The sequence below is a fragment of the Rhodopseudomonas sp. genome (assembly GCF_013377015.1).
Lineage (GTDB): Bacteria > Pseudomonadota > Alphaproteobacteria > Rhizobiales > Xanthobacteraceae > JARJEH01.
On the sequence record NZ_JACABA010000006.1, the window covers coordinates 22924 to 43004 of the forward strand.

At 64.3% G+C, this 20081-nt stretch carries 20 protein-coding genes and 1 tRNA gene; 12 read left to right on the forward strand and 9 right to left on the reverse strand.

The window, feature by feature from the left end; all coding sequences use genetic code 11:
* The first annotated feature begins 132 nt into the window (after nucleotides 1-132).
* The 3 genes from HXX15_RS20115 (at nucleotide 133) to HXX15_RS20125 (ending at nucleotide 2436) form a co-directional block, all read left to right on the forward strand.
* The gene (locus HXX15_RS20115; RefSeq protein ID WP_296518273.1) at nucleotides 133-954 is read left to right on the forward strand and encodes a glutamine amidotransferase; all 822 of its coding nucleotides are present in this window, start codon (nucleotides 133-135) and stop codon (nucleotides 952-954) included.
* Nucleotides 955-1061: 107 nt separating this feature from the next.
* On the forward strand, nucleotides 1062-1568 hold the full coding sequence (locus HXX15_RS20120) for a nuclear transport factor 2 family protein (RefSeq protein WP_296518275.1): 507 nt from the start codon (nucleotides 1062-1064) through the stop codon (nucleotides 1566-1568).
* A gap of 55 nt (nucleotides 1569-1623) precedes the next feature.
* Complete coding sequence (locus tag HXX15_RS20125; protein ID WP_296518276.1) at nucleotides 1624-2436, forward strand: enoyl-CoA hydratase; 813 nt, start codon at nucleotides 1624-1626, stop codon at nucleotides 2434-2436.
* A 111-nt stretch (nucleotides 2437-2547) separates the two neighbouring features.
* Here HXX15_RS20125 and HXX15_RS20130 read toward each other — a convergent pair.
* A tRNA-Ala gene (locus tag HXX15_RS20130) sits at nucleotides 2548-2623 on the reverse strand.
* 199 nt (nucleotides 2624-2822) lie between these two features.
* Here HXX15_RS20130 and HXX15_RS20135 point away from each other — a divergent pair.
* From HXX15_RS20135 to folD, 3 genes are read left to right on the forward strand one after another with little or no spacing between them, the layout of a single operon-like run.
* On the forward strand, nucleotides 2823-3113 hold the full coding sequence (locus HXX15_RS20135) for a YggT family protein (protein ID WP_044412831.1): 291 nt from the start codon (nucleotides 2823-2825) through the stop codon (nucleotides 3111-3113).
* A 5-nt stretch (nucleotides 3114-3118) separates the two neighbouring features.
* Entirely contained in the window at nucleotides 3119-3445 is a 327-nt protein-coding gene (locus HXX15_RS20140) for a DUF167 domain-containing protein (protein WP_296518656.1), read from the forward strand.
* Between the two features lie 19 nt (nucleotides 3446-3464).
* Entirely contained in the window at nucleotides 3465-4352 is an 888-nt protein-coding gene (gene folD, locus HXX15_RS20145; protein WP_296518281.1) for a bifunctional methylenetetrahydrofolate dehydrogenase/methenyltetrahydrofolate cyclohydrolase FolD, read from the forward strand.
* Nucleotides 4353-4524: 172 nt separating this feature from the next.
* On the opposite strand, the gene HXX15_RS20150 is transcribed toward folD, so the two are convergent.
* From HXX15_RS20150 to HXX15_RS20175, 6 genes are all read right to left on the reverse strand, one after another.
* Complete coding sequence (locus HXX15_RS20150; protein ID WP_296518283.1) at nucleotides 4525-6006, reverse strand: M20 family peptidase; 1482 nt, start codon at nucleotides 6004-6006, stop codon at nucleotides 4525-4527.
* 43 nt (nucleotides 6007-6049) lie between these two features.
* Nucleotides 6050-6586, reverse strand: coding sequence for an inorganic diphosphatase (gene ppa, locus HXX15_RS20155; protein WP_296518284.1), 537 nt, complete (start codon nucleotides 6584-6586; stop codon nucleotides 6050-6052).
* A 102-nt stretch (nucleotides 6587-6688) separates the two neighbouring features.
* Nucleotides 6689-7198, reverse strand: coding sequence for a GNAT family N-acetyltransferase (locus tag HXX15_RS20160; RefSeq protein ID WP_296518286.1), 510 nt, complete (start codon nucleotides 7196-7198; stop codon nucleotides 6689-6691).
* 267 nt (nucleotides 7199-7465) lie between these two features.
* Nucleotides 7466-8713 (reverse strand): NAD(P)/FAD-dependent oxidoreductase, encoded by a 1248-nt coding sequence (locus tag HXX15_RS20165; protein ID WP_296518288.1) that lies wholly within the window; start codon nucleotides 8711-8713, stop codon nucleotides 7466-7468.
* Between the two features lie 147 nt (nucleotides 8714-8860).
* Nucleotides 8861-10684, reverse strand: a complete 1824-nt coding sequence (gene typA, locus HXX15_RS20170; RefSeq protein ID WP_296518289.1) for a translational GTPase TypA — start codon at nucleotides 10682-10684, stop codon at nucleotides 8861-8863.
* Between the two features lie 250 nt (nucleotides 10685-10934).
* Nucleotides 10935-12311 (reverse strand): TAXI family TRAP transporter solute-binding subunit, encoded by a 1377-nt coding sequence (locus tag HXX15_RS20175; RefSeq protein WP_296518291.1) that lies wholly within the window; start codon nucleotides 12309-12311, stop codon nucleotides 10935-10937.
* Between the two features lie 220 nt (nucleotides 12312-12531).
* On the opposite strand from HXX15_RS20175, the gene HXX15_RS20180 reads away from it, so the two are divergent.
* Nucleotides 12532-12837: a 4a-hydroxytetrahydrobiopterin dehydratase gene (locus HXX15_RS20180; protein WP_296518293.1), complete on the forward strand. Its 306-nt coding sequence runs from the start codon at nucleotides 12532-12534 to the stop codon at nucleotides 12835-12837.
* An 88-nt stretch (nucleotides 12838-12925) separates the two neighbouring features.
* On the forward strand, nucleotides 12926-13312 hold the full coding sequence (locus HXX15_RS20185; RefSeq protein ID WP_296518294.1) for a YkvA family protein: 387 nt from the start codon (nucleotides 12926-12928) through the stop codon (nucleotides 13310-13312).
* 12 nt (nucleotides 13313-13324) lie between these two features.
* On the opposite strand, the gene HXX15_RS20190 is transcribed toward HXX15_RS20185, so the two are convergent.
* Nucleotides 13325-13894 (reverse strand): TetR/AcrR family transcriptional regulator, encoded by a 570-nt coding sequence (locus HXX15_RS20190; RefSeq protein WP_296518295.1) that lies wholly within the window; start codon nucleotides 13892-13894, stop codon nucleotides 13325-13327.
* 166 nt (nucleotides 13895-14060) lie between these two features.
* On the opposite strand from HXX15_RS20190, the gene HXX15_RS20195 reads away from it, so the two are divergent.
* Nucleotides 14061-16175, forward strand: coding sequence for an NAD(P)/FAD-dependent oxidoreductase (locus tag HXX15_RS20195; RefSeq protein ID WP_296518297.1), 2115 nt, complete (start codon nucleotides 14061-14063; stop codon nucleotides 16173-16175).
* A 115-nt stretch (nucleotides 16176-16290) separates the two neighbouring features.
* Here the strand turns inward: HXX15_RS20195 and HXX15_RS20200 are convergent, their stop codons facing one another.
* Entirely contained in the window at nucleotides 16291-17265 is a 975-nt protein-coding gene (locus tag HXX15_RS20200) for an NADPH:quinone oxidoreductase family protein (RefSeq protein WP_296518299.1), read from the reverse strand.
* A gap of 208 nt (nucleotides 17266-17473) precedes the next feature.
* On the opposite strand from HXX15_RS20200, the gene HXX15_RS20205 reads away from it, so the two are divergent.
* The 3 genes from HXX15_RS20205 (at nucleotide 17474) to HXX15_RS20215 (ending at nucleotide 20077) form a co-directional block, all read left to right on the forward strand.
* A complete protein-coding gene (locus tag HXX15_RS20205) occupies nucleotides 17474-18064 on the forward strand; it encodes an invasion associated locus B family protein (protein ID WP_296518658.1) in 591 nt (196 codons plus the stop codon).
* Nucleotides 18065-18216: 152 nt separating this feature from the next.
* Nucleotides 18217-19416 carry a 23S rRNA (adenine(2503)-C(2))-methyltransferase RlmN gene (gene rlmN, locus HXX15_RS20210; protein ID WP_296518302.1) on the forward strand — a complete coding sequence of 400 codons (1200 nt, stop codon included), beginning with the start codon at nucleotides 18217-18219 and terminating at the stop codon, nucleotides 19414-19416.
* Nucleotides 19417-19606: 190 nt separating this feature from the next.
* Entirely contained in the window at nucleotides 19607-20077 is a 471-nt protein-coding gene (locus tag HXX15_RS20215; protein ID WP_296518304.1) for a hypothetical protein, read from the forward strand.
* Nucleotides 20078-20081 lie beyond the last annotated feature (4 nt).

The following is a 20081-nucleotide window of genomic DNA, read 5'->3' on the forward strand; positions in this document are numbered from 1 at the left end:
TGGCCCGGGCCTTGCTTATAAGTTGGCTGAAATCATGCAGGTCAGCTCAACTGATGAGACGTTCAGGCCTGTGAGCCATTTGACAATGACGCCGCCCCAACTTCACGGACCCGGCGTGAACAAAAAGAATCGATGCCCAAACTGATTGAGGTCGAACCAAGCTGCCGGCCCGCCGCGCTGGCCCCGCTCGCTGCGGTTCTTCAACCATTGCCGAAAACCCAGGATATCCGGCCGGTCCTGATCGTGCTGCACCAGGAAACCTCGACCCCGGGACGGGTCGGCAACGCGCTGCGGCTGCTCGGGCATCCGCTCGATATCAGGCGGCCGCGATTCGGCGATCCGCTGCCGGAAACGCTCGACGGCCACGCCGGCGCGGTGATTTTCGGCGGTCCGATGAGCGCCAACGATCCCGACGACTACGTTCGCCGCGAGATCGACTGGATCGCGGTGCCGCTGAAGGAAGACCGGCCATTTCTCGGCATCTGCCTCGGCGCGCAGATGCTGGCGGTTCAGCTCGGCGCCCGCGTGGCGCCGCATCCGCATGGCCGCGCCGAAATCGGCTATTACGACATCCGGCCGACCGCGGCGGGGCGGGCGATCTGCACGCAATGGCCGGAGCAGGTCTATCACTGGCACGGCGAGGGGTTCGATCTGCCGTCGGGGAGCGAATTGCTCGCCGAAGGCGGCGATTTCCCGGTCCAGGCGTTTCGCGCCGGACACTCGTTCGGCGTCCAGTTTCACCCCGACGTCACTACCGCGATGATGCATCGCTGGACCACCCGCGGCCATGCCCGGTTGGAATTGCCGGGTGCGCGGCCGCGCCGCGACCATTTTGCCGACCGCGCAGTGCACGATGTCGCCGAGCGGGTCTGGCTGCGGGATTTTCTCGACAACTGGTTGGCGCGGATGCCGCTGCCGGCCCCCGAATTGGCGCTGCGGGAAGCCGCCGAATAGACTTTGCGCAGATTTAGGCTTCCCGAAAGCTGGCTTTCCTTTTTCCCGATGCGGTGAATAGAGTCGCCCTGGCGCCGGCGTTGCGATCGGCCCGCAGGGGAGGCGACATGAAGACCGAGGAATTCGCGCGGCTGCTGGAGCAGTTCACCCGCTCCGCCGAATCCGGCGATGGCGCCCGCTTCGCGGCGCATTTCACCGAGGACGCGATTTATTACGACTACATCTACGGCCCGCATACCGGCCGCGCCGAGATCGCGCATATGATGCAGGACATGTTTCATCGCGACGCCGCCGACTATCGCTGGGAGATGTTCGACCCGGTCTGCGATGGCGCCACCGGCTACGCATGGTCGCTGTCGAGCTTCACCTCGAAAATTCCGCAGTTCGAAGGCCAGCAGGTGGTGATCGACGGCATGAGCCGCTTTGTCTTGCGCGACGGCCTGATCGCCGAATACCGCGAATCGGTCAATGGCGGGGTGGCGATGCAGCAGCTCGGCGTCGCGCCGGAGCGGATGGGCAAGGTGTTCCAGCGCTGGAGCGGCTGGCTCAAGGAGCGGCCGGAAACCATCGCCTATCTGGCCCGGCCGAAGGGCTCGGGCGCCGGACAATCATAGACGCCACAAACAACGATCGTCGCCCAAGCGACGGCAGCACAGGGAGAGACCACGGGTGAGCTATCAACATATTCTCTACGCGGTGGAGCAGAACATCGCGACCCTCACGTTGAACCGGCCGGACCGGATGAACGCCTGGACGCCGATCATGGAGCGCGAGGTGCGCGGGGCGATGCAGGCCGCCGCGCAGGACGACGGCGTCCGCGTCATCGTGCTGACCGGCGCCGGGCGGGCATTCTGCGCCGGCGCCGACATGGAGGTGCTGCAGCAGATCGACCCCGACGACATCCGCAAGGCCGAGAGCTTGCCGCCGTTCGACATGAACCGGCGCCCGGACTGGCAGGCGCGCTATTCGTACTACCCCTCGATCGCCAAGCCGATCATCGGCATGCTGAACGGCGCCACCGCCGGCATCGGCCTGGTTCACGCGCTGTATTGCGACATCCGCTTTGCCGCCGACAACACCGTGTTCACCACCTCGTTCGCGCGGCGCGGGCTGATCGCCGAGCACGGCATCAGCTGGATGCTGCCGCGGATCGTCGGCCACGCCAACGCGCTCGACTTGCTGCTGTCGGCGCGCAGGGTTTCGAGCGACGAAGCGTTGCGGATCGGCCTGATCAACCGGCTCTATCCCCCAGATCAATTGCGCGAACAAACCTATGCGTATGCCCGCGATCTGGCGGAATTCGTGTCGCCGACGGCGATGGCGGTGATCAAACGGCAGCTTTATGACGTACCGTTCCAGAGCCTCGCCGAGGCCACCATCGACGCCAACCGCGAAATGGTGCGGGCGCTGGGCGGCGCGGATTTCAAGGAAGGCGTCGCCAGCTTCATGGAAAAGCGGCCGCCACGGTTTAAGGGTGGGTGAGGGGACATATGGGAGAGTGCTTCAGAAGCCCGTCTTCGCCCTGCGGGCTTCGCCGGACACGCTTCGCTTCGGGCTAGCGCGGCTGCGCCACGCGTAGCCGAAGGCGAAGCGTGGTGGAGCCAGGCGGGATCGAACCGCCGACCTCGTCATTGCGAACGACGCGCTCTCCCAGCTGAGCTATGGCCCCTGCGTGATCGGCTCGCTTTATAGGCGATTCCGGCCAGCAATCGGCGTCATTTACAGTCCCCACCAAGGCCAAGTCAAGAACGACCGAAATCGCGATTTGCGGGCCCTATTTGCCGGGAACTTCCCTTGTTTGCGCGCGGTTGAGTCGATATTTACGGGCTAGTCGAATCCGCGACCGAACCCCGCGAGCCACCCCCGCCATGCGAGCCATTCTCGACATCGTTCTGATCATTCTCGACCTGTACATCTGGCTGTTGATCGCCTCGGCGATCCTGTCATGGCTGATCGCGTTCAACGTCGTGAACACGCGCAATCAGTTTGTGGCCTCGGTGTCGGAGTTCCTGTACCGGATCACGGAGCCGCTGCTGGCGCCGATCCGCAACTTCATGCCGGCGCTCGGCGGGCTCGATATCTCGCCGATCATCCTGATCCTGATCATCATGTTCCTGCAGCGGGTGATCACTTATTACATCTACCCTGCGGTGTTCTGATCGGGATCAACGACCAGGCTTGGCGGTACTCGGCTCAGGGCATCAGTGTGGCGGTCCGGGTCACGCCGCGCGGCGGGCGCGACGACATCGATGGGCTCGAGACACTGTCCGACGGCCGCTGCGTGGTGAAGGTGCGAGTCCGCGCTATCGCCGAGGGTGGCGAGGCCAATCGCGCGGTGACCGAGCTGCTCGCCAAATCGCTCGGCGTGCCGAAGCGCAATGTCCGGGTGCTGTCGGGCACCACCTCGCGACTCAAGCAGATCGCTGTTGACGGCGACCCCACCCAGCTCGGCGACACGCTGCGGCAACTGACCGCGGCGAAGCCCGAATGATGCAACCCCAGAGGACGACATGACTGCCCGGATAATCGATGGAAAGATCATTTCGGCCGAGCTGCGCGGCCGCGTTGCCGCGGAGGTGACGCGGATCAAGGCCGATCACGGCATCACGCCGGGGCTCGCGGTGGTCCTGGTGGGCAGCGACCCGGCCTCCGAGGTCTATGTCCGATCCAAGCACAAGCAGACCCAGGAAGCCGGCATGGCGTCGTTCGAGCACCGGCTGCCGGCCGATGTGGCGCAGGCCGAGTTGCTGGCGCTGATCGCTAAGCTCAACCGCGATCCGGCGGTGCACGGCATCCTGGTGCAATTGCCGCTGCCGAAGGGGCTCGACAGCAATGCGGTGATCGCCGCGATCGATCCGGCCAAGGATGTCGACGGCCTCAACCCGGTCAATGCCGGCCGCCTCGCGAGCGGGTTGTTCGCGCTGACGCCGTGCACGCCGCTCGGTTGCATCATCATGGCCAAGCAGGTCCACGCCTCGCTGGAGGGCATGAATGCGATCGTGGTCGGCCGCTCCAATCTGGTCGGCAAGCCGCTGGTGCAGTTGCTGCTCAACGAGAACGCCACGGTGACGATCGCGCATTCGCGCTCGCGCGATCTGCCGGCTTTGTGCCGGCAGGCCGATCTGGTGTTCGCCGCGGTCGGCAAGCCGGAGATGATCCGTGGCGACTGGATCAAGCCGGGCGCCACCGTAATCGACGTCGGCATCAATCGCACGCCGTCGCCGGATGGCGGCAAGGACAAGCTCGTCGGCGACGTCGCCTTCGCGGAGGCCAGGGAGATCGCCGGTGCGATCACCCCGGTGCCGGGCGGCGTCGGGCTGATGACGGTGGCGTGCCTGCTGGTCAACACCGTCCGCGCCGCCAGCGCGATTCACGGATTGCCGGCGCCGGCGGTGTAGCTCGCGCTGCTGAATCTCCAGCTGTCATCACCCGGCTTGACCGGGCGACCCAGTATCCAGAGTGCCGATGGTCTATCGAGATGTCCCGGCGTACTGGGTCACCCGCTTTCGCGGGTGATGACAGTAATTGTTGCAGCTATTTGGTGTGCCTGATCCAAGGCACGCGACCTGACTACCCCGCGGTGTTCTGCATCAGCCGGATATAGAACCGGATCATGTCGCCGTAATTCTTGATGCTGATCCGCTCATTGGTGCCGTGGAAGCGCTTCAGATCGTCGGAATTCGCCCGCACCGGCGAGAAGCGCAGAATGTTGTCGGCGACCTCCGAATAATGCCGCGAATCGGTCGCGGCGATCATCAGGCCGGGCGCGACCACGACGTCCGGAAAGATCTCGCGGATAGTCTGGTTGAGCTTGCGATACGACGCACTGCCGGTGCCGGTGACCGGCGGCGGATCGAAATTGCCGTCAAAAGTGCCGATCGAAATCCGGTCGTTGCGGACGCTGTCGCGGACATGATCGGAGACGCTGGCCTGGGTGTCGCCCGGAAGCAGTCGGAAATTCACGCTGGCCTCGGCGTTGCCGGGCAGCACGTTGTCCTTCTCGCCGGCATTGAAGATCGTCAGCGCCGTGGTGGTGCGGACCATCGCCTCGGTGGTGCCGCTCTTCTCGAACTCGCGCAGCAGCAGCGGTTTGAACAGCCATAGATTCGACAGCACCACGCGGTTGAAACCACTCATCTCGGGCGCCAGCGTGTCGAACATTTCCGACACCGCGCCGCGGACATGCATCGGCAACCGATTGTCCTCGAGATGCGCCAGCGCGGCGCTCATCATCCCGATCGCGGTGTCGCGCGGCGGCATCGAGGAATGGCCGGGCGTGGCGCGCACCGTCAGCACCAGCGTCGCATAGCCCTTCTCGGCGACGCCGATCAGCGCCGCCGGCTTGGGTAGGCCCTTCATGATCCCCTCGGTGATCAGCAGGCCCTCGTCGAGCACGAATTCCAGCCGCACCCCGCGCGACTTCAGCAGCTTGGCGATGGCGCCGGCGCCACGCAGCCCCGAGACTTCCTCGTCATGCCCGAAGGCGAAATAGATCGTCCGCTTCGGGCGGAAGCCCTGTTTGGCCATCTGCTCGGCGGCTTCGAGCATCGCATAGAGATTACCCTTGTCGTCCCAGGAGCCGCGGCCCCAGATGAAGCCATCGGCGATCGCGCCGCTGAACGGCTTTTGCTGCCAGTCCGGTTCGGTCTTTGGGGCGATCGGCACCACGTCCTGATGCGCCAGCAGCCCGATCGACTGCGCCTTCGGATCGGACCCCTCCCAAGTGTAGAGCAGGCTGTGACCACCGACGATCTCGCGCTTCGCCGCGGCGTGGAAAGCCGGGAAGCTGGTTTCGATATGCGCTCGCAAGCCGCGCAGCGCCTCGGCGTCCTGCTCGGGATTGAGGAAATTCGAAATGGTCTGGAACTGGATCGCCTCGGACAGCCGCTTCGCGCTGCCCTGTTCGTCGACTTCGACCGGCGGCACTGCGGCGACCTGCAATTGCTTGGAGCCGTGACGGACAGTGTTGGTGGCGAGCACGCCGGCCAGCACGATCAGCGCCAGCACGGTCAGCGCCACGATATTGCGGATCAATCTGAGCAGCCTGCGCATCGCGGTCTCCCTGGATCTTGCGGCGGTGCGGTGCCTGAAGGAGTTAGGCTTTCTCTGCCTTGGCCCGCTCGATGCCCTCGATGATCAGCCGGTGCGCATCCTCGGCGCCGCCCCAGCGCAGCACCTTGACCCATTTGCCGGGCTCCAGATCCTTGTAGTGCTCGAAGAAGTGCTGGATCTGCTGCAGCGTGATCTCGGGCAGGTCGCTGTAGGTCTTCACCTTGTCGTAGCGCTGGGTCAGCTTCGATGACGGCACCGCGATAATCTTTTCGTCGCCGCCGGCCTCATCTTCCATCAGCAGCACGCCGACCGGCCGCACGCTGATGATGGCGCCAGGTACGATGGCGCGCGTATTGGCGACCAGCACGTCGCAAGGATCGCCGTCATTCGACAGCGTGTGCGGGATGAAACCGTAATTGCCGGGGTAGCGCATGGAGGTATAAAGGAACCGGTCAACCACCAGCGTACCGGCGGCCTTATCCATCTCGTACTTGATCGGCTCGCCGCCGACCGGCACTTCGACAATGACATTGACCTCATGCGGCGGGTTGACGCCGATCGAAATTGCGTCGATGCGCATCGGAAACTCCGCGCTGGATTGGATGGGAAGGGAAAACGGATTTGCCCGGCGTCAATACGCCCGATGATCCGAGCGGTCCAGTGCTTCGGCTGCACCGGCGACTTAGGTGGTCCAGGCGAACGCCACCTTGTCGAGCGACTTCGGTCCGAATCGTTCCGACGAGCGAGCGACCATCCGGCCGCCAAGCGCGCGATAGAATTCGGTCGCCGGTTCGTTGTCCGACAGCGCCCAGATCACCATGCTCTTCAGCCCGCTCTGCACAAGATCGCGCTTGGCCGAAGCGAACAGCCTCCGGCCAAAGCCGAGGCCCTGGAATTCCGGGCGCAGATAGAGCTCGTAGATCTCGCCTTCGAAATGCAGGCTGCGGGCGCGGTTGCGGCCGTAATTGGCGTAGCCAGCAACCCGGTCTCCGAAACACAGCACGCTGACGCGGCTGCCTTTGCGGATCGCCGAGTCCCACCAGTTCGGGCCGCGGCGGTTGATCAGCTTCTCAAGCTCGGCGCCGGGAATGATTCCCTGATAGGCCGAACGCCAGGCTTCGTCATGGGTGGCTGCGACCGCGGATGCATCCGCGGCTTTGGCCGGCCGAACCTCGATCAGGGTTGTGCTCATGACCTGATCAAAGCAAGTCGCGGCCCCGGCTTCAAGGTCCATCGTTAATTATCGGTTAACATGTGGATTTTTTGCATCACCCGGCCCGGGAGTGTGCCGAAATCGGACATTTTGTCTGGCGCGGGAGCTGGGAATCACCCGGCCTTCGCGCCAGCGTTTTGAATCGGCGACGCTGCACGCGACTCGGTTTGGGTTTGGCCGATGATGTTGGATCGGCGCCAGCCTCGAATCGGATTGGATCGGAGATAACTCGCGCGTCATTCGCGCTCAGTGCTTGCTACCCATCGTCTGGCCCGCCGCGCGTTGTCCGCTGTCGCGGGCGCCGTGGGCGGTGGAGAAGAAATGCGGCGAGGTCGCTTCGCCGGCGAAGAACAAGCGGTTGTCGACCGGCGTAGCCAGCGCCGCGCGGGCGGAGGCGTGACCCGGCAGCGCGTGCGAGTAGGAGCCGCGCGCGAACGGATCATGCGCCCAGCGCGATTCCGCCAGCGGCTTCAGCTTGCGGCGATAGTCATTGCCGAGCACCGCGACGATTTCGTCGATGCTCTGCGCCGCCAGCGCGCCGTCGCCCGCATCTTCCAGTTCGCGCGCGAAGCGGCCGCCGAAAAATCCTTCAATACAGTTCAGTCCGAATGGCCGCAGGTGATAGCTGCCCATCGCGGTGCGCATGGTGGCGACGCGGAGATTGCCGTCGGTCGGCAGGAGGTTCGGCTCGTCCAGCGCCAGCATCACCTTGTCGGCCAAGCCGAGCGGCAGTTGGCGCGCGGCTTCGACTTTCGCCGGCAGCGCGGGATGGAACCGGATCGCCTCGTCGGCGATCAGATTGGTTGGCACGGTGACGATCACCTTGGCGGCGCTCAGCGTGCCGCGCGAGGTCTCGATCCGGATCCGCGCGCCGGAATGATCAATCAGGCTGACATTGCAATCGAGCGCCACCGGGCACGGCGCGCCATAGGCCGCGATCAGCGCGCCATAGCCGCGGCGCATCCGCCAGTTGACGCCGGTGTCCTCATAGGCGTGGGTATCCAGGGTCGAGATCCGGTCGAGCTCCGCGCCGTTGACGTAGGTCGAAACCGCGCCGATCATCGGGTTCCAACGGTTGCGCGGCTCCAGATAGTCAGCGGCGGGTCGGTCGATCTTGCGCATCGCCGCGTCGTCGGCGCGCTTGTAAAATTCTTCGAGCGCGTCGGCGAATTCGTCGCGCTCCTTCGGCGGAAACGAGTCGCCGAAACTGGTGTCGCCCCACGGCGGGTGCGACCTGTCGATTTCGAAGCCGAGATGTTTGGCGATTCCGACAAACGAGTTCCGGTCGGCGGAATGCAGCCAGCCGCAGCCGACGTCGAACTCAATGCCGGGAGCCGCCATGATGGTGTGACCGCGGCCGCCGAGCCGGTCACGGGCTTCCAGCACGACCAGCGACAGGCCCGAATTGAGGAGCGCGTGGGCGGCGCCAAGGCCGGCGGCGCCAGCGCCGATAATCGCGACATCGACGTCGGTGGTGAGGTTTTGCAGCGGCATTGCAGCGGCTCTGTACCACATTCCCCGTGGCGGTTCGATGTCATCGCGCTGACGGGGCGACGGCCTCGGGCCCCAGCCATGGCAGAAACGACAATGCCCGGCGCGAGGCCGGGCATTGGGTTCGAATTTTCGATCCAGCAGAGGCTGTTAGGCGACCGCTTCCTTGCTCTTTTCGGCGCGCTTGCGGTCGTTGGCGTCGAGAAACTTCTTGCGCAGCCGGATCGACTTCGGGGTGATCTCGACCAGCTCGTCGCTCTCGATATAGGCCAGCGCCTTTTCCAGCGTCATCCGGATCGGCGGCGTCAGGCGCACGGCTTCATCCTTCGAGGTGGTGCGGATGTTGCTGAGCTGCTTGCCCTTGAGAACGTTGAGTTCAAGGTCGTTCTCGCGGGTGTGCTCGCCGATGATCATGCCCTTGTAGACCTTCCAGCCCGGCTCGATCATCATCGGGCCGCGATCTTCCAGCTTGAACATCGCATAGGCCACGGCCTCGCCAGCGTCGTTGGAGATCAGCACGCCGTTACGGCGGCCGGCGATCTCGCCCTTGTAGGGCAGGTAGTTGTGGAACAGGCGGTTCATGATCGCCGTGCCCTTGGTATCGGTCATCAACTCGCCCTGATAGCCGATCAGGCCGCGAGTCGGCGCGTAGAACACCAGACGGAGGCGATGGCCGCCGGACGGGCGCATCTCGATCATCTCGGCCTTGCGTTCGCTCATCTTCTGAACGACGACTCCGGAGAATTCCTCGTCGACGTCGATCACGACTTCCTCGACCGGCTCGAGCACGTTGCCGTCCTCGTCCTTGGTCAGGACGACGCGCGGGCGCGACACGCTGAGCTCGAAGCCTTCGCGGCGCATGTTCTCGATCAGGATCGCGAGCTGCAATTCGCCGCGGCCCGACACTTCCATCGCGTCGCGGTCGGCGGACTCGACCACCTTCAGCGCGACGTTGCCTTCGGCCTCGCGCAGCAGGCGGTCACGGATCAGGCGGCTAGTGACCTTGTCGCCCTCGGTGCCGGCCAGCGGCGAGTTGTTGACGATGAACGACATCGACACGGTCGGCGGATCGATCGCCTGGGCCTGGATCGGAATTTCAACCGAGGGATCGCAGAAGGTGTCGGCGACAGTACCTTTCGGCAGTCCCGCAATGGCAACGATGTCGCCGGCTTCGGCGATGTCGACCGGCTGACGCTCGAGACCGCGGAACGCCAGGATCTTGGTGATGCGGCCGGATTCGACGGTCTTGCCGTCGCGCGACAGCACCTTGACCGCCTGGTTCGGCTTCACCGAACCGGACGAGATCCGGCCGGTGATGATGCGGCCCAGATAGGGGTTGGCTTCCAGGATGGTGCCGAGCATCCGGAACGGGCCTTCTTCGACGACCGGCGCTGGCACATGCTTGATCACCAGGTCGAACAGCGGCTTCATGCCGACGTCGTGCGACGCGTCCGGAGTGTCGGCCATCCAGCCGTTGCGGCCGGACCCGTAGAGGATCGGGAAGTCGAGCTGATCGTCGGTGGCATCCAGCGCGGCGAACAGGTCGAACACCTCGTTGACTACTTCGGTGATGCGGGCGTCCTGTCGATCGACCTTGTTGATGGCGACGATCGGGCGCAGGCCCAGCTTCAGCGCCTTGCCGACCACGAATTTGGTCTGCGGCATCGGACCTTCGGCGGCGTCGACCAGCACGATCACGCCGTCGACCATCGACAGAATGCGTTCGACCTCGCCGCCGAAATCGGCATGGCCGGGGGTGTCGACGATGTTGATGCGAACGTCTCCCCAGACCACCGAGGTGCATTTGGCCAGGATGGTGATGCCGCGCTCTTTTTCGATGTCGTTGGAATCCATCGCGCGCTCAACCTGGCGCTGGTTGTCGCGGTAGGTACCGGACTGCTGCAGCAGCTTGTCGACCAGGGTGGTCTTGCCGTGGTCAACGTGGGCGATGATAGCGATATTGCGAAGGTTCATGGCTCTTCTTTAAGGTTGTGCGGGCCGAATGCCCAAAATCAGCGCGATTTCCGGCAATTTCCGGTGAAGCGCCAAACCGCGCGCCGGAGTCTGCCTTTGCCTGAAACGCGCAAGGATGCCCCCAGGGGCGGACCTTAAAAAGCAAGCCCGGCCAAACCGGGGCCGGGCACTCAAACGCGTTGCGACGCAATATAACCAAAAATCGCGAAAAAACAATGACAGGATGCGAGGATTTCGCAGTCTTGGGATTTCAGACCGCCTGCGGGCGCGAATTTCGGACCGCTGGAGCCGGAATCCTCGCCAGCAGCGCCTTGCGGTCCGCCACGGCGCTATGGAACTGCTCCAGCGCGATGCTGAAGGCGGTCAGGGCGGCTTCCTCGATCGCGCCGTTTTCGAAGCTGTTCAGGGTATTGCGCAGGATGTCGTCGGCCTCGCTCTGCATAGCATCGAGTTCTTCGAAGGAATCGCTGCCGCGCGCCACTGCGATCATGTCGAGCAGCCGGTCGCGCTGCGAAGTGTTGGCAATTCGCTCGTCCTTCTTCAGGTAGCTTGCGAACCAGGCGCCGATCGAGCCGAGCGCGGACAGACCGATCAGGCTGAACCAGATGTAGTCGCTGTAGCGGTCGAGGAAGCTACGTTCCTCGCCGTCCACATAGGCAGCGGCGCCGGGATGCACCGGAATGGTGGCGTCCTTGTCGGTGTCCGGGGTTTCGATCTTCGCCGCTTGCGGGAGGTCTGCGATCACGCTCTGGCGCGCGGCGAACAGCTGCCGGGTGAATGCGGAGATGGTGGTGTCGGACATTCCCGCCCGCGCAACGATGTGATGCGAATAGCTGATCGTCTTGACGTCGTTTTCCGGCCGGGCCGGCGCGCCGCCGAAAGCGCCGGCGGGAATCGCCGACGCTTCATAGGTCGGATAATTGGTGGCGATCGCGTCGGCTGCGTCGATCGCCAGGAAGGTCGGTTCGAGTGCGTCGCGCACCGATGCGGCGATCGCCTCGCTGATGATTTTGCTGTTGGGGGGCCCGGCGGCGATGAACGCATCGACCTTGCGGTTCCTGACGGCTTCGGCAACGTCGCTGATCGGAAGCAGGGCGATCTCGACCCTGGCGGGATCGATCGAATATTGCTGCAGGATCGCCTTCAGCAGATCGACATTGGCCTTGGTGTGTCCGATGACGCCAACGCGGCGGTCGGCAAGCTGGGTGATCTTGGTGATCGCAGCTTCGGGGGTCTCGCCCTCGGCCTTTGGTTTGGCCGGAACCCAGAGCACGGCAACATCCTTGTGCAGTACCGCGACGCTCTGGGCATCTTTCGGCACCGCCAGATCGCCGCGGATCACCGCAAGGTCGACCTTGTGAGCCGAAAACGCGGCGGCGCTGGCGAGCGGATCGCTGGTCAGAACCGGACGCAGGCGAACGTAGTCATGGTCGCGGATGAAAGCCTGGTCCAGCGCCTGAATGACCTTGGCATCGTCGCCGTTCTGCGGGCCGACTGCGATCTTCAAGTTCACTGGGCGCATTGCGAAGTAATAGGCGCCGCTCAGCGTCCCGACCAAGGCGAGCGTTGCCGCGAGGGCGACAAAGGTCATCCTCCGCGTTGCGGATTGCTGGGACGGTTGCGTCATCGATCACACCCCGTCGGGCCATCGCTGATCGCTCGGGAAAGCGATCGTCTGAAGCCGAAATTTATTCTCAATCAGAATCAACCATGTATATCAATATCCAGACAGCTAGGGAGCTCCAACAGCGGCAGGATAGTCGCAGGCTTTGGCCGCATTGTGTCGGTGCTGGTGGGATGTGGATCGGCTCGTCGCGTCATGTGGCGGGGTAACGCGGGAGGAGTTCATGGCGGAACGTCTATCGGCACAGGCGCGGCATTCGGCGCTGCAGGCATTGCCCGGCTGGGCCGAGGTGGCTGGCCGCGAGGCGATCGCCCGGACCTTTGTCTTCAAGGACTTCAATGAAGCGTTCGGGTTCATGACCCGCGCCGCGCTGGTCGCCGAGAAAGCCGATCATCATCCGGAATGGCGCAACATCTATAAGACAGTCGAGGTGGTACTGACGACCCACGATGGCGGTGGCGTCACCGCGCGCGATATCGATTTAGCAACCGCGATGAACGTCATCGCGCACCAGATCGGCGCCCACTGAGGCACCGGCAATCTTGCGGTTGCCGGCCGAAATCCCCAATTGCACGGGACGACCGCCGGTGATCGCCGGCGTCCGGGAGTGGGCCACAATGGCATCGGAACACAGCGTGGGATTCGAGCCCGCCGATCGGCTCGCACAGGACCCCGAGGGGCTGCGCAAGCGGTTCTGGATCAAGCTGAAGCGGCTGGCGGTGAAGCTGCCATTCGTCGAGGATCTGCTGGCCGCCTATTACTGCGCATTCGACCGCCAGACCCCGCGCCATGTCCAAATGGCGCTGCTCGGCGCCATCGCCTATTTCGTGCTGCCGTTCGATTTCATCCCCGACATGCTTCCGATCCTCGGCTTCACCGACGACGCGGCGATCCTCGCCACCGCGCTGCGGATGGTCGCCACCCACATCACCCCGGCGCATCGCGCGGCGGCGCGCGCCGCGATGGCGCGGGGACTGGACCAGGAAGAAGCGCCCCCGGAGTGACCGGCCGCCTGGTCACTCCGCCGGCAGAAGCCGTCGCAGTGTGCTTGCCGCCAATGTCGCCCTGGCGTCGATCGTCGCCGCGTTCATCGGTGGCTCGTTGCCAAGCAACAATTGCAGCGGCGAAAACCCGATCAGCACCGAAAAGAACACGTGGATCAGCGATGCCATCTGGTCGCGCGGAAACAACCCGCGCGCAGCGGCCTGGTCGAAATAGCGCACGAGAGACTGGGTCACCGGAACCTGTCCGCTGGCAGTGAGTTCGCGCGCCACCGCGCCTTCGCCGCGTCCGGCGATCGCCAGCCGATACATCGCCATTCGGTCGGGGTGCAAGAATTCCGCGAGGAACGTTCGGCCAAAACTTTCCAGCGTGGCGATGAACTCGGCGCGGCTGTTCGGCACCGGCAAATCCGGAGGCGCCTGCATCCGCTGGCTGCCGTAGCGGACCAGCGCGGCGAGAATCGCCTGCTTGCTGTCGAAGATCTCGTACAGCGTTCGTTTTGAAATCTTGGCGCGGCGGACGATATCCAGCGTTGTGGCGGCTGCGTATCCCTTCTCGACGAACACCTCGAAGGCCGCCTTCATGATCGCCTCCCGGCGCCCGCTTGCGCTATCAACATCTTGTTTTTTGTTAGTTTTTTCCACTGGCCCCGCGATCTTCAAGAAAACGGTACCAATCGGTACCGAGTATGTTATAGGTGTCGGTACCGAGTAGTACCGTATTCCGAGACGGCGTCAATTGGAGGCTGCGATGAAGACCTTCCTGACCGTGAAACTGGTGTTGGTTCCATTCGCGCTGTTCTGGGCGTTGCTCGCCGCGCATCACCCCGATTGGGCAATCTGGTCGGGCCTGGCGCTGTCGCTGGCCGGCACCGCATGGCGCGTGGCGCGACGCGAGCTGTTCCTACTTGAGGCCGGCGGGCTGGCGCTGTTCGTGCTACTTGGCAATGCCGAGCTGGTCTCGCCCAAATCGACGGCGGCCAACGCGTTGTGGCTGTCCTTCACGGGGCTCGGCGCCATCAGCCTGCTCAGTGTCCTCATCGGCCGGCCCTGGACCGCCGACTACGCCCGCGCCGCCTATCCTGACAATGCTGGCACGCCACAGTTCTTCGTCATCAATGCCGCGATCACCTGGCTGTGGGGCGTGCTGTTCCTGGCCATCGCCGCCTGCCGCTATTTCAACGCTTCGCCCTGGATCGTAACCGCAATCGTGGTCGCGGGCGCGCTGATCTCGATCTTCGGCCCGAAACTGGCGATCGGTTTCGTGCTGAAGCGGCTGGCCGCCGCGCAGGAAACCTTCCGCTGGCCGGCGCCGTCGTTTGCGTCAAACGCCGGCACCGATTGCGATGTCGCGGTGATCGGCGCCGGCATCGGCGGCCTGACCGCGGCGGCGTTGCTGGCCGACTCGGGGCTCAAGGTCGTGGTGTTCGAACACCATGTCGTTGCCGGCGGCTATTGCCACACTTACCTGCGCAAGGCGCATCACGACAACAAGCCGGTGCTATACCGATTCGACGCCGGCCCGCACGATTTCTCCGGAGTCTGGCCCGGCGGTCCGGTCGCCAGCGTATTGGAGCGGCTCGGCGTTGCCGACCGGCTGCAATGGCAGCGGGTCAATCACAGCTTCCGGACCGACGGCGGCGGCATCGATGTCCCATCGGACTGGCGCGACTATGTGCGGCTGCTCGGCGAAAGATTCCCCGGCAGCGCGAGCGGGATTGCGGCGCTGTTCGACAAGGTCCATGCGATTTTCGACGACATGTATTCCACCGGCGCAGCTCGCGGAGGAATCCCCGGCATGCCGGCGAGCGTTGATCAACTGCTCGGCTTTCCGCGCCTGCATCCGCACGCCTTTGAGTGGATGAAAAGGCCGTTCGCGGAGCTGGTCGCGACCTATGTCAGCGACCCCGCGGTGGGCCGCTATCTCAACGCGCTGTCCGGCTATCTGAACGATGGAACCGAGCAACTGACCTGCGGGCAAATGGTGCCGATCTTCGGCTACTACTTCAAGGGCGGCTACTATCCGCTCGGCGGCTCCGGGCGCTTCGCCGACGTAATGGTCGATGCGATCAAGGCGCGCGGCGGCGAGGTGCGACTGAAGACCTCGGTGCAGCGCATCCTGGTCGAGGACGGCCGCGCCGCGGGCGTCGTGCTCGGCGACGGGCGGACCGTTCGTGCTCGCGCCGTGGTGTCGAATGCCGACATCAAGCGGACGTTGCTCGAACTGGTCGAGCCCAATGCGCTGCCAGCGGATTTCCGCAGTCGGCTTACCGCCGCCGAACCGGCAAATTCCGCCTTCAGCGTGCACCTCGGCGTCGACTTCGTGCCGGACATCAGGCCGGCAACCCATCTTCACGCGCCGATGAAGGTCGGCATCGCGATGATGTCGAAGCTCGACCCGTCGGCGGCGCCGGCCGGTCACGCCACCCTGACGCTGATTTCGCTGGTGCCATTCGCCGAAGCGCAAAACTGGTTCCCGGAAAACGGCGGCGACGACTGGAAAGACTGGCGGCATTCCGACGATTACCAACAGCGCAAGACCGAATACGGCGACCGCATGATCGCCGCGGTCGAGACCATCATTCCGGGTCTGTCGCAGCACATCGTCTATCGCACCGATGCGAGTCCGGTGACTTACGCGCGTTATGATTGGGCCAGCGCCGGCTCGATCTACGGGATTGCGCGCGAGGGCCGGCTCAAGGGCTCGAAGTCGCCGCTGCGCAATCTGGTGATCGCCGGCGGCGGCAATGCCGGCGCCGGGGTCGAGGCGGTGCTGATTTCGGGTGCCAACGCGGCCGAGGCGCTGGTGCCGGGGCTGCTTGCTGAAAAGCAACGCCCGCCGCGCGTGATATCCGCCGCGGCGTGAGACCGAACGTCAGGTGGGCGAAGGCACGCTTGCTCCGTGCCCACCTGATCAGTTGTCGCGCGGTGAACCAAGATGGGCTCGTTTCGCTCAGCCTACCCTGCGAACTGCCGCATCTTCACGGATGCAGGATCACCTTGCCCATCGCCTGGCGGCCGGCGAGCACTTTCAGCGCATCGGCGGTCTGCGCCAGCGGGAAGGTGCGGTCGACGTGGGATGAGATTTTGCCCTCGGCGGTCCACTGCACCAGTTTCTTCAGATTGGCGATGTTCTTCTGCGGGTTGAGCTTGGTCCAGGCGCCCCAGAACACGCCGCGGATGTCGCAGCCTTTCAGCAGCGCGAGGTTGAGCGGCATTTTGGGAATCTCGCCGGCGGCGAAACCGATCACCAGGAAGCGGCCTTCCCAGGCGATCGCCCGCAATGCGGCCTCGGCGTAGCTGCCGCCGACCGGATCGAAGATGATGTCGGCGCCCTTGCCGCCGGTCAGCCGCTTCAAACCGTCCTTGAGGTCTTCCTTGGCGTAGTTCAGCGTCAGTTCGGCGCCGTGCTGTTTGGCGAATTCCAGCTTCTCGTCGGACGATGCGCAGGCAATGACTTTCAGCCCCATCAGTCTACCGAGTTCGCAGGCGGCCAGCCCGGTGCCGCCGGCGGCGCCCAGCACCGCGAGCGTCTCGCCCGGCTTCGGGCTGGCGCGGTCCTCCAGCGCATGCAGCGCGGTGCCGTAGATGATGATGATGCCGGCGGCGCGGTCGAAATCCAGATTGTCGGGAATCTTGACGATCGATGCGGCGGGCAGCGCGATCTTTTCGCGCGCGCCGTTATGGCCGCAGGACGCCACCACGCGGTCGCCGACTTTCAGTTCGGTGACGCCGGCGCCGATGCTTTCGATCACGCCGGCGACTTCGGCGGCCGGAGAGAACGGGAATGGCGGCTTGATCTGGTACTTGCCCTGGATCATCAGCAGGTCAAAGAAGTTCAGCGCCGCGGCCTTGATCGCAATCACCGCTTCGCCGGGACCGGCGACCGGATCGGGCAGGTCCGCAAGCACGAGATCGTCGGGGCCGCAATATTGCTGGCAGAGAATGGCTTTCATTGGCTTCACCTGACCTTCGGCTCGAGACAGTTGCCTGCTTCTTGCCGGATTTGCCGGCAGGCTACAATCTGATTCGACGGAGCGGCTCGATGATGACGCGACCGGCCGGTCGGCTTTCCAAATCAGGCTTTCCCGGCTATTGCAGATCAGCGCGACCGCGGATGTGGGGCCATCTTGCAGTCACATTGATGAGAGACGAGACGTACTCATGATCGTGCGGCGAATATTGAGTATTGTTACAGTCGGTACGTTGGTGTGCGGCGTCGCGCCGGCGCAAGCCGAGTCGTCGAAGCGCAAGCCCGCCAAACCAGCGGCGGCGGCGCCTGTCGCGAGCACAGCGGGCGGCGGCGCGGAGCCGACCTTGATCGGTCAGTTCGGCACCTGGGGCGCCTATACGGCGACACCGAACGGCAAGAAGGTGTGTTTCGCGCTCGCCAAGCCGTCATCGTCGAAAACCAACCCGCCGAATCGCCCGCGCGACCCCGCTTATGCGTTCGTCTCGACACGGCCGGCCGAAAAAGTATTCAACGAAGTTTCGGTGATGATCGGCTACGCGCTCAAGCCGGGTTCCGAATCCACCTTGGAAGTCGGCGGCGGCAGCTATGCGATGTACACTCAGGGCGACGGCATCTGGATCAAGAACGCCGCCGAGGAGGAGCGACTGGTCGAAGCCATGCGCAAGGCGGCGGACGTCACCGTCACCGGCGTCTCCGCCAAAGGCACCACCACCACCGACACGTTCTCGCTGAAGGGCCTGTCCCAGGCGCTGGACCGGCTGGCGCAGGATTGCCGGCGCTAAGCCGGTCGCAATTCCCCGCCTTGGTTGCTATATAGGGCATCACTCTCGTCGTCATGGCCGGGCCCGTCCCGGCCATCCACGTTCTAGCTGGCGGCGGGGCCAAATGGCCGGAAATGCCGGCGCAATGCAGTTCCCCTGATCCTGGACCGTGAATGACGATGCTCTCGGAAAGCGCCACGCTCGAAAAGACCGCGCTGGAAACCTATGTGGCGCCGGCCAAGCCGTCGCTGATCGGATTGTCGCGCCTGGAACTGGCCGAGCAGCTCGGCCGCATCGGGGTGCAGCCCGCCCAGCGCAAGATGCGGGCGCAGCAGCTATGGCACTGGATCTATGTCCGCGGCGCCCAGGCGTTTGACGAGATGACCAGCATCTCCAAGGAGATGCGCGGCGAGCTCGCGCAGCATTTCACGGTGGCGCGGCCCGAAGTGGTGGCCGAACAGATCTCCAATGACGGCACCCGCAAATGGCTGCTGCGGCTGCCCAGCGGGGACTCGGTTGAAAAAGCCCACGAAGTCGAATGCGTCTATATCCCGGAAACCGATCGCGGCACGCTGTGCGTCTCCAGCCAGGTCGGCTGCACGCTGAATTGCTCGTTCTGCCACACCGGCACCCAGCGGCTGGTGCGCAACCTCACCGCCGGCGAGATCGTCGGCCAGGTGATGGTGGCGCGGGATCGCCTCAACGATTGGGCCGACCGCGAGACCCCGAATGGCAACCGCCTCGTCACCAATGTGGTGATGATGGGGATGGGCGAGCCGCTGTACAATTTCGAGGCGGTGCGCGACGCACTGCTGATCGTTTCCGACAATGAAGGCATCGGCATCTCGCGCCGCCGCGTCACGCTGTCGACCTCCGGGGTGGTGCCGAACATCATCCGCACCGGTGACGAAATCGGCGTGATGCTGGCGATCTCGCTGCACGCGGTGCGCGACGAATTGCGCGACGAACTGGTGCCGCTGAACAAGAAATATCCGCTGGCGGAATTGCTGCAGGCCTGCCGCGACTATCCCGGCGCCTCGAACGCGCGGCGCATCACCTTCGAATATGTGATGCTGAAGGGCGTCAACGATTCGCTCGACGACGCCAAGCTGCTGGTGAAGATGCTGAAAGGCATCCCGGCCAAGATCAACCTGATCCCGTTCAATCCGTGGCCGGGCACCAAATACGAATGTTCGGACTGGGCCCAGATCGAGAAATTCTCGGAATACATCTTCAACGCCGGCTACTCCTCGCCGGTACGCACCCCGCGCGGCCGCGACATCCTGGCCGCCTGCGGCCAGCTGAAATCCGAGACCGAGAAACTGTCGGTGCGCGAACGCGACGCGCTGCGCGCGATGGCGATGACGGATTGATGCGCGCGCCGCGCAATCCAGCCCTCATGGTGAGGAGCGCGCCCTGGGCGCGCGTCTCGAACCATGAGCTGAACATCCTCATCCTTCGAGACGCCCGACTTCGCCCTGAGGGCTGCGCCGGGCTCCTCAGGATGAGGGGCTTTGCGTGTTGTGAGCCGTCAGCAATTGCCACTTCGCAATTGGATCGCCCATGTCCCTGATCGGCCGGCTGTTCGTGATCGCGTTCGGATTCATCATCGCCTCGATGGCGGCCGGGATCGTTGTGGTCGGCGCGGTGCTGTATCCGGAGTTCAGCGAGATCAGCGCCGGACCGGTCGATCAGGATGCGCTCAATATCCTGCTTGGCTTCGGCTTCATTTTCGTCAGCGGCTTCGCGTTGTTGCCGGCGCTGATCGTCGTGGTGGTCACCGAGGCGTTCTACATCCGCAGCGCATTGGCCTATGCGCTCGGAGGCGCCGCGGTCGGGCTCGCCTGCTATCTGGGGCTGATCCCGTTCGATCCGGCGACGATGCGGTTCGACGGCATCATTCGCCGTCACCTCGAAATCATGACCGGGGCCGGAATTCTCGGCGGGGTGATCTACTGGATGATCGCCGGGCGCAACGCCGGCGCCTGGCGCGAGCCGCCTCCGGTTCCGACCCGGATGCCGCCGTCGCCTTGAGCGC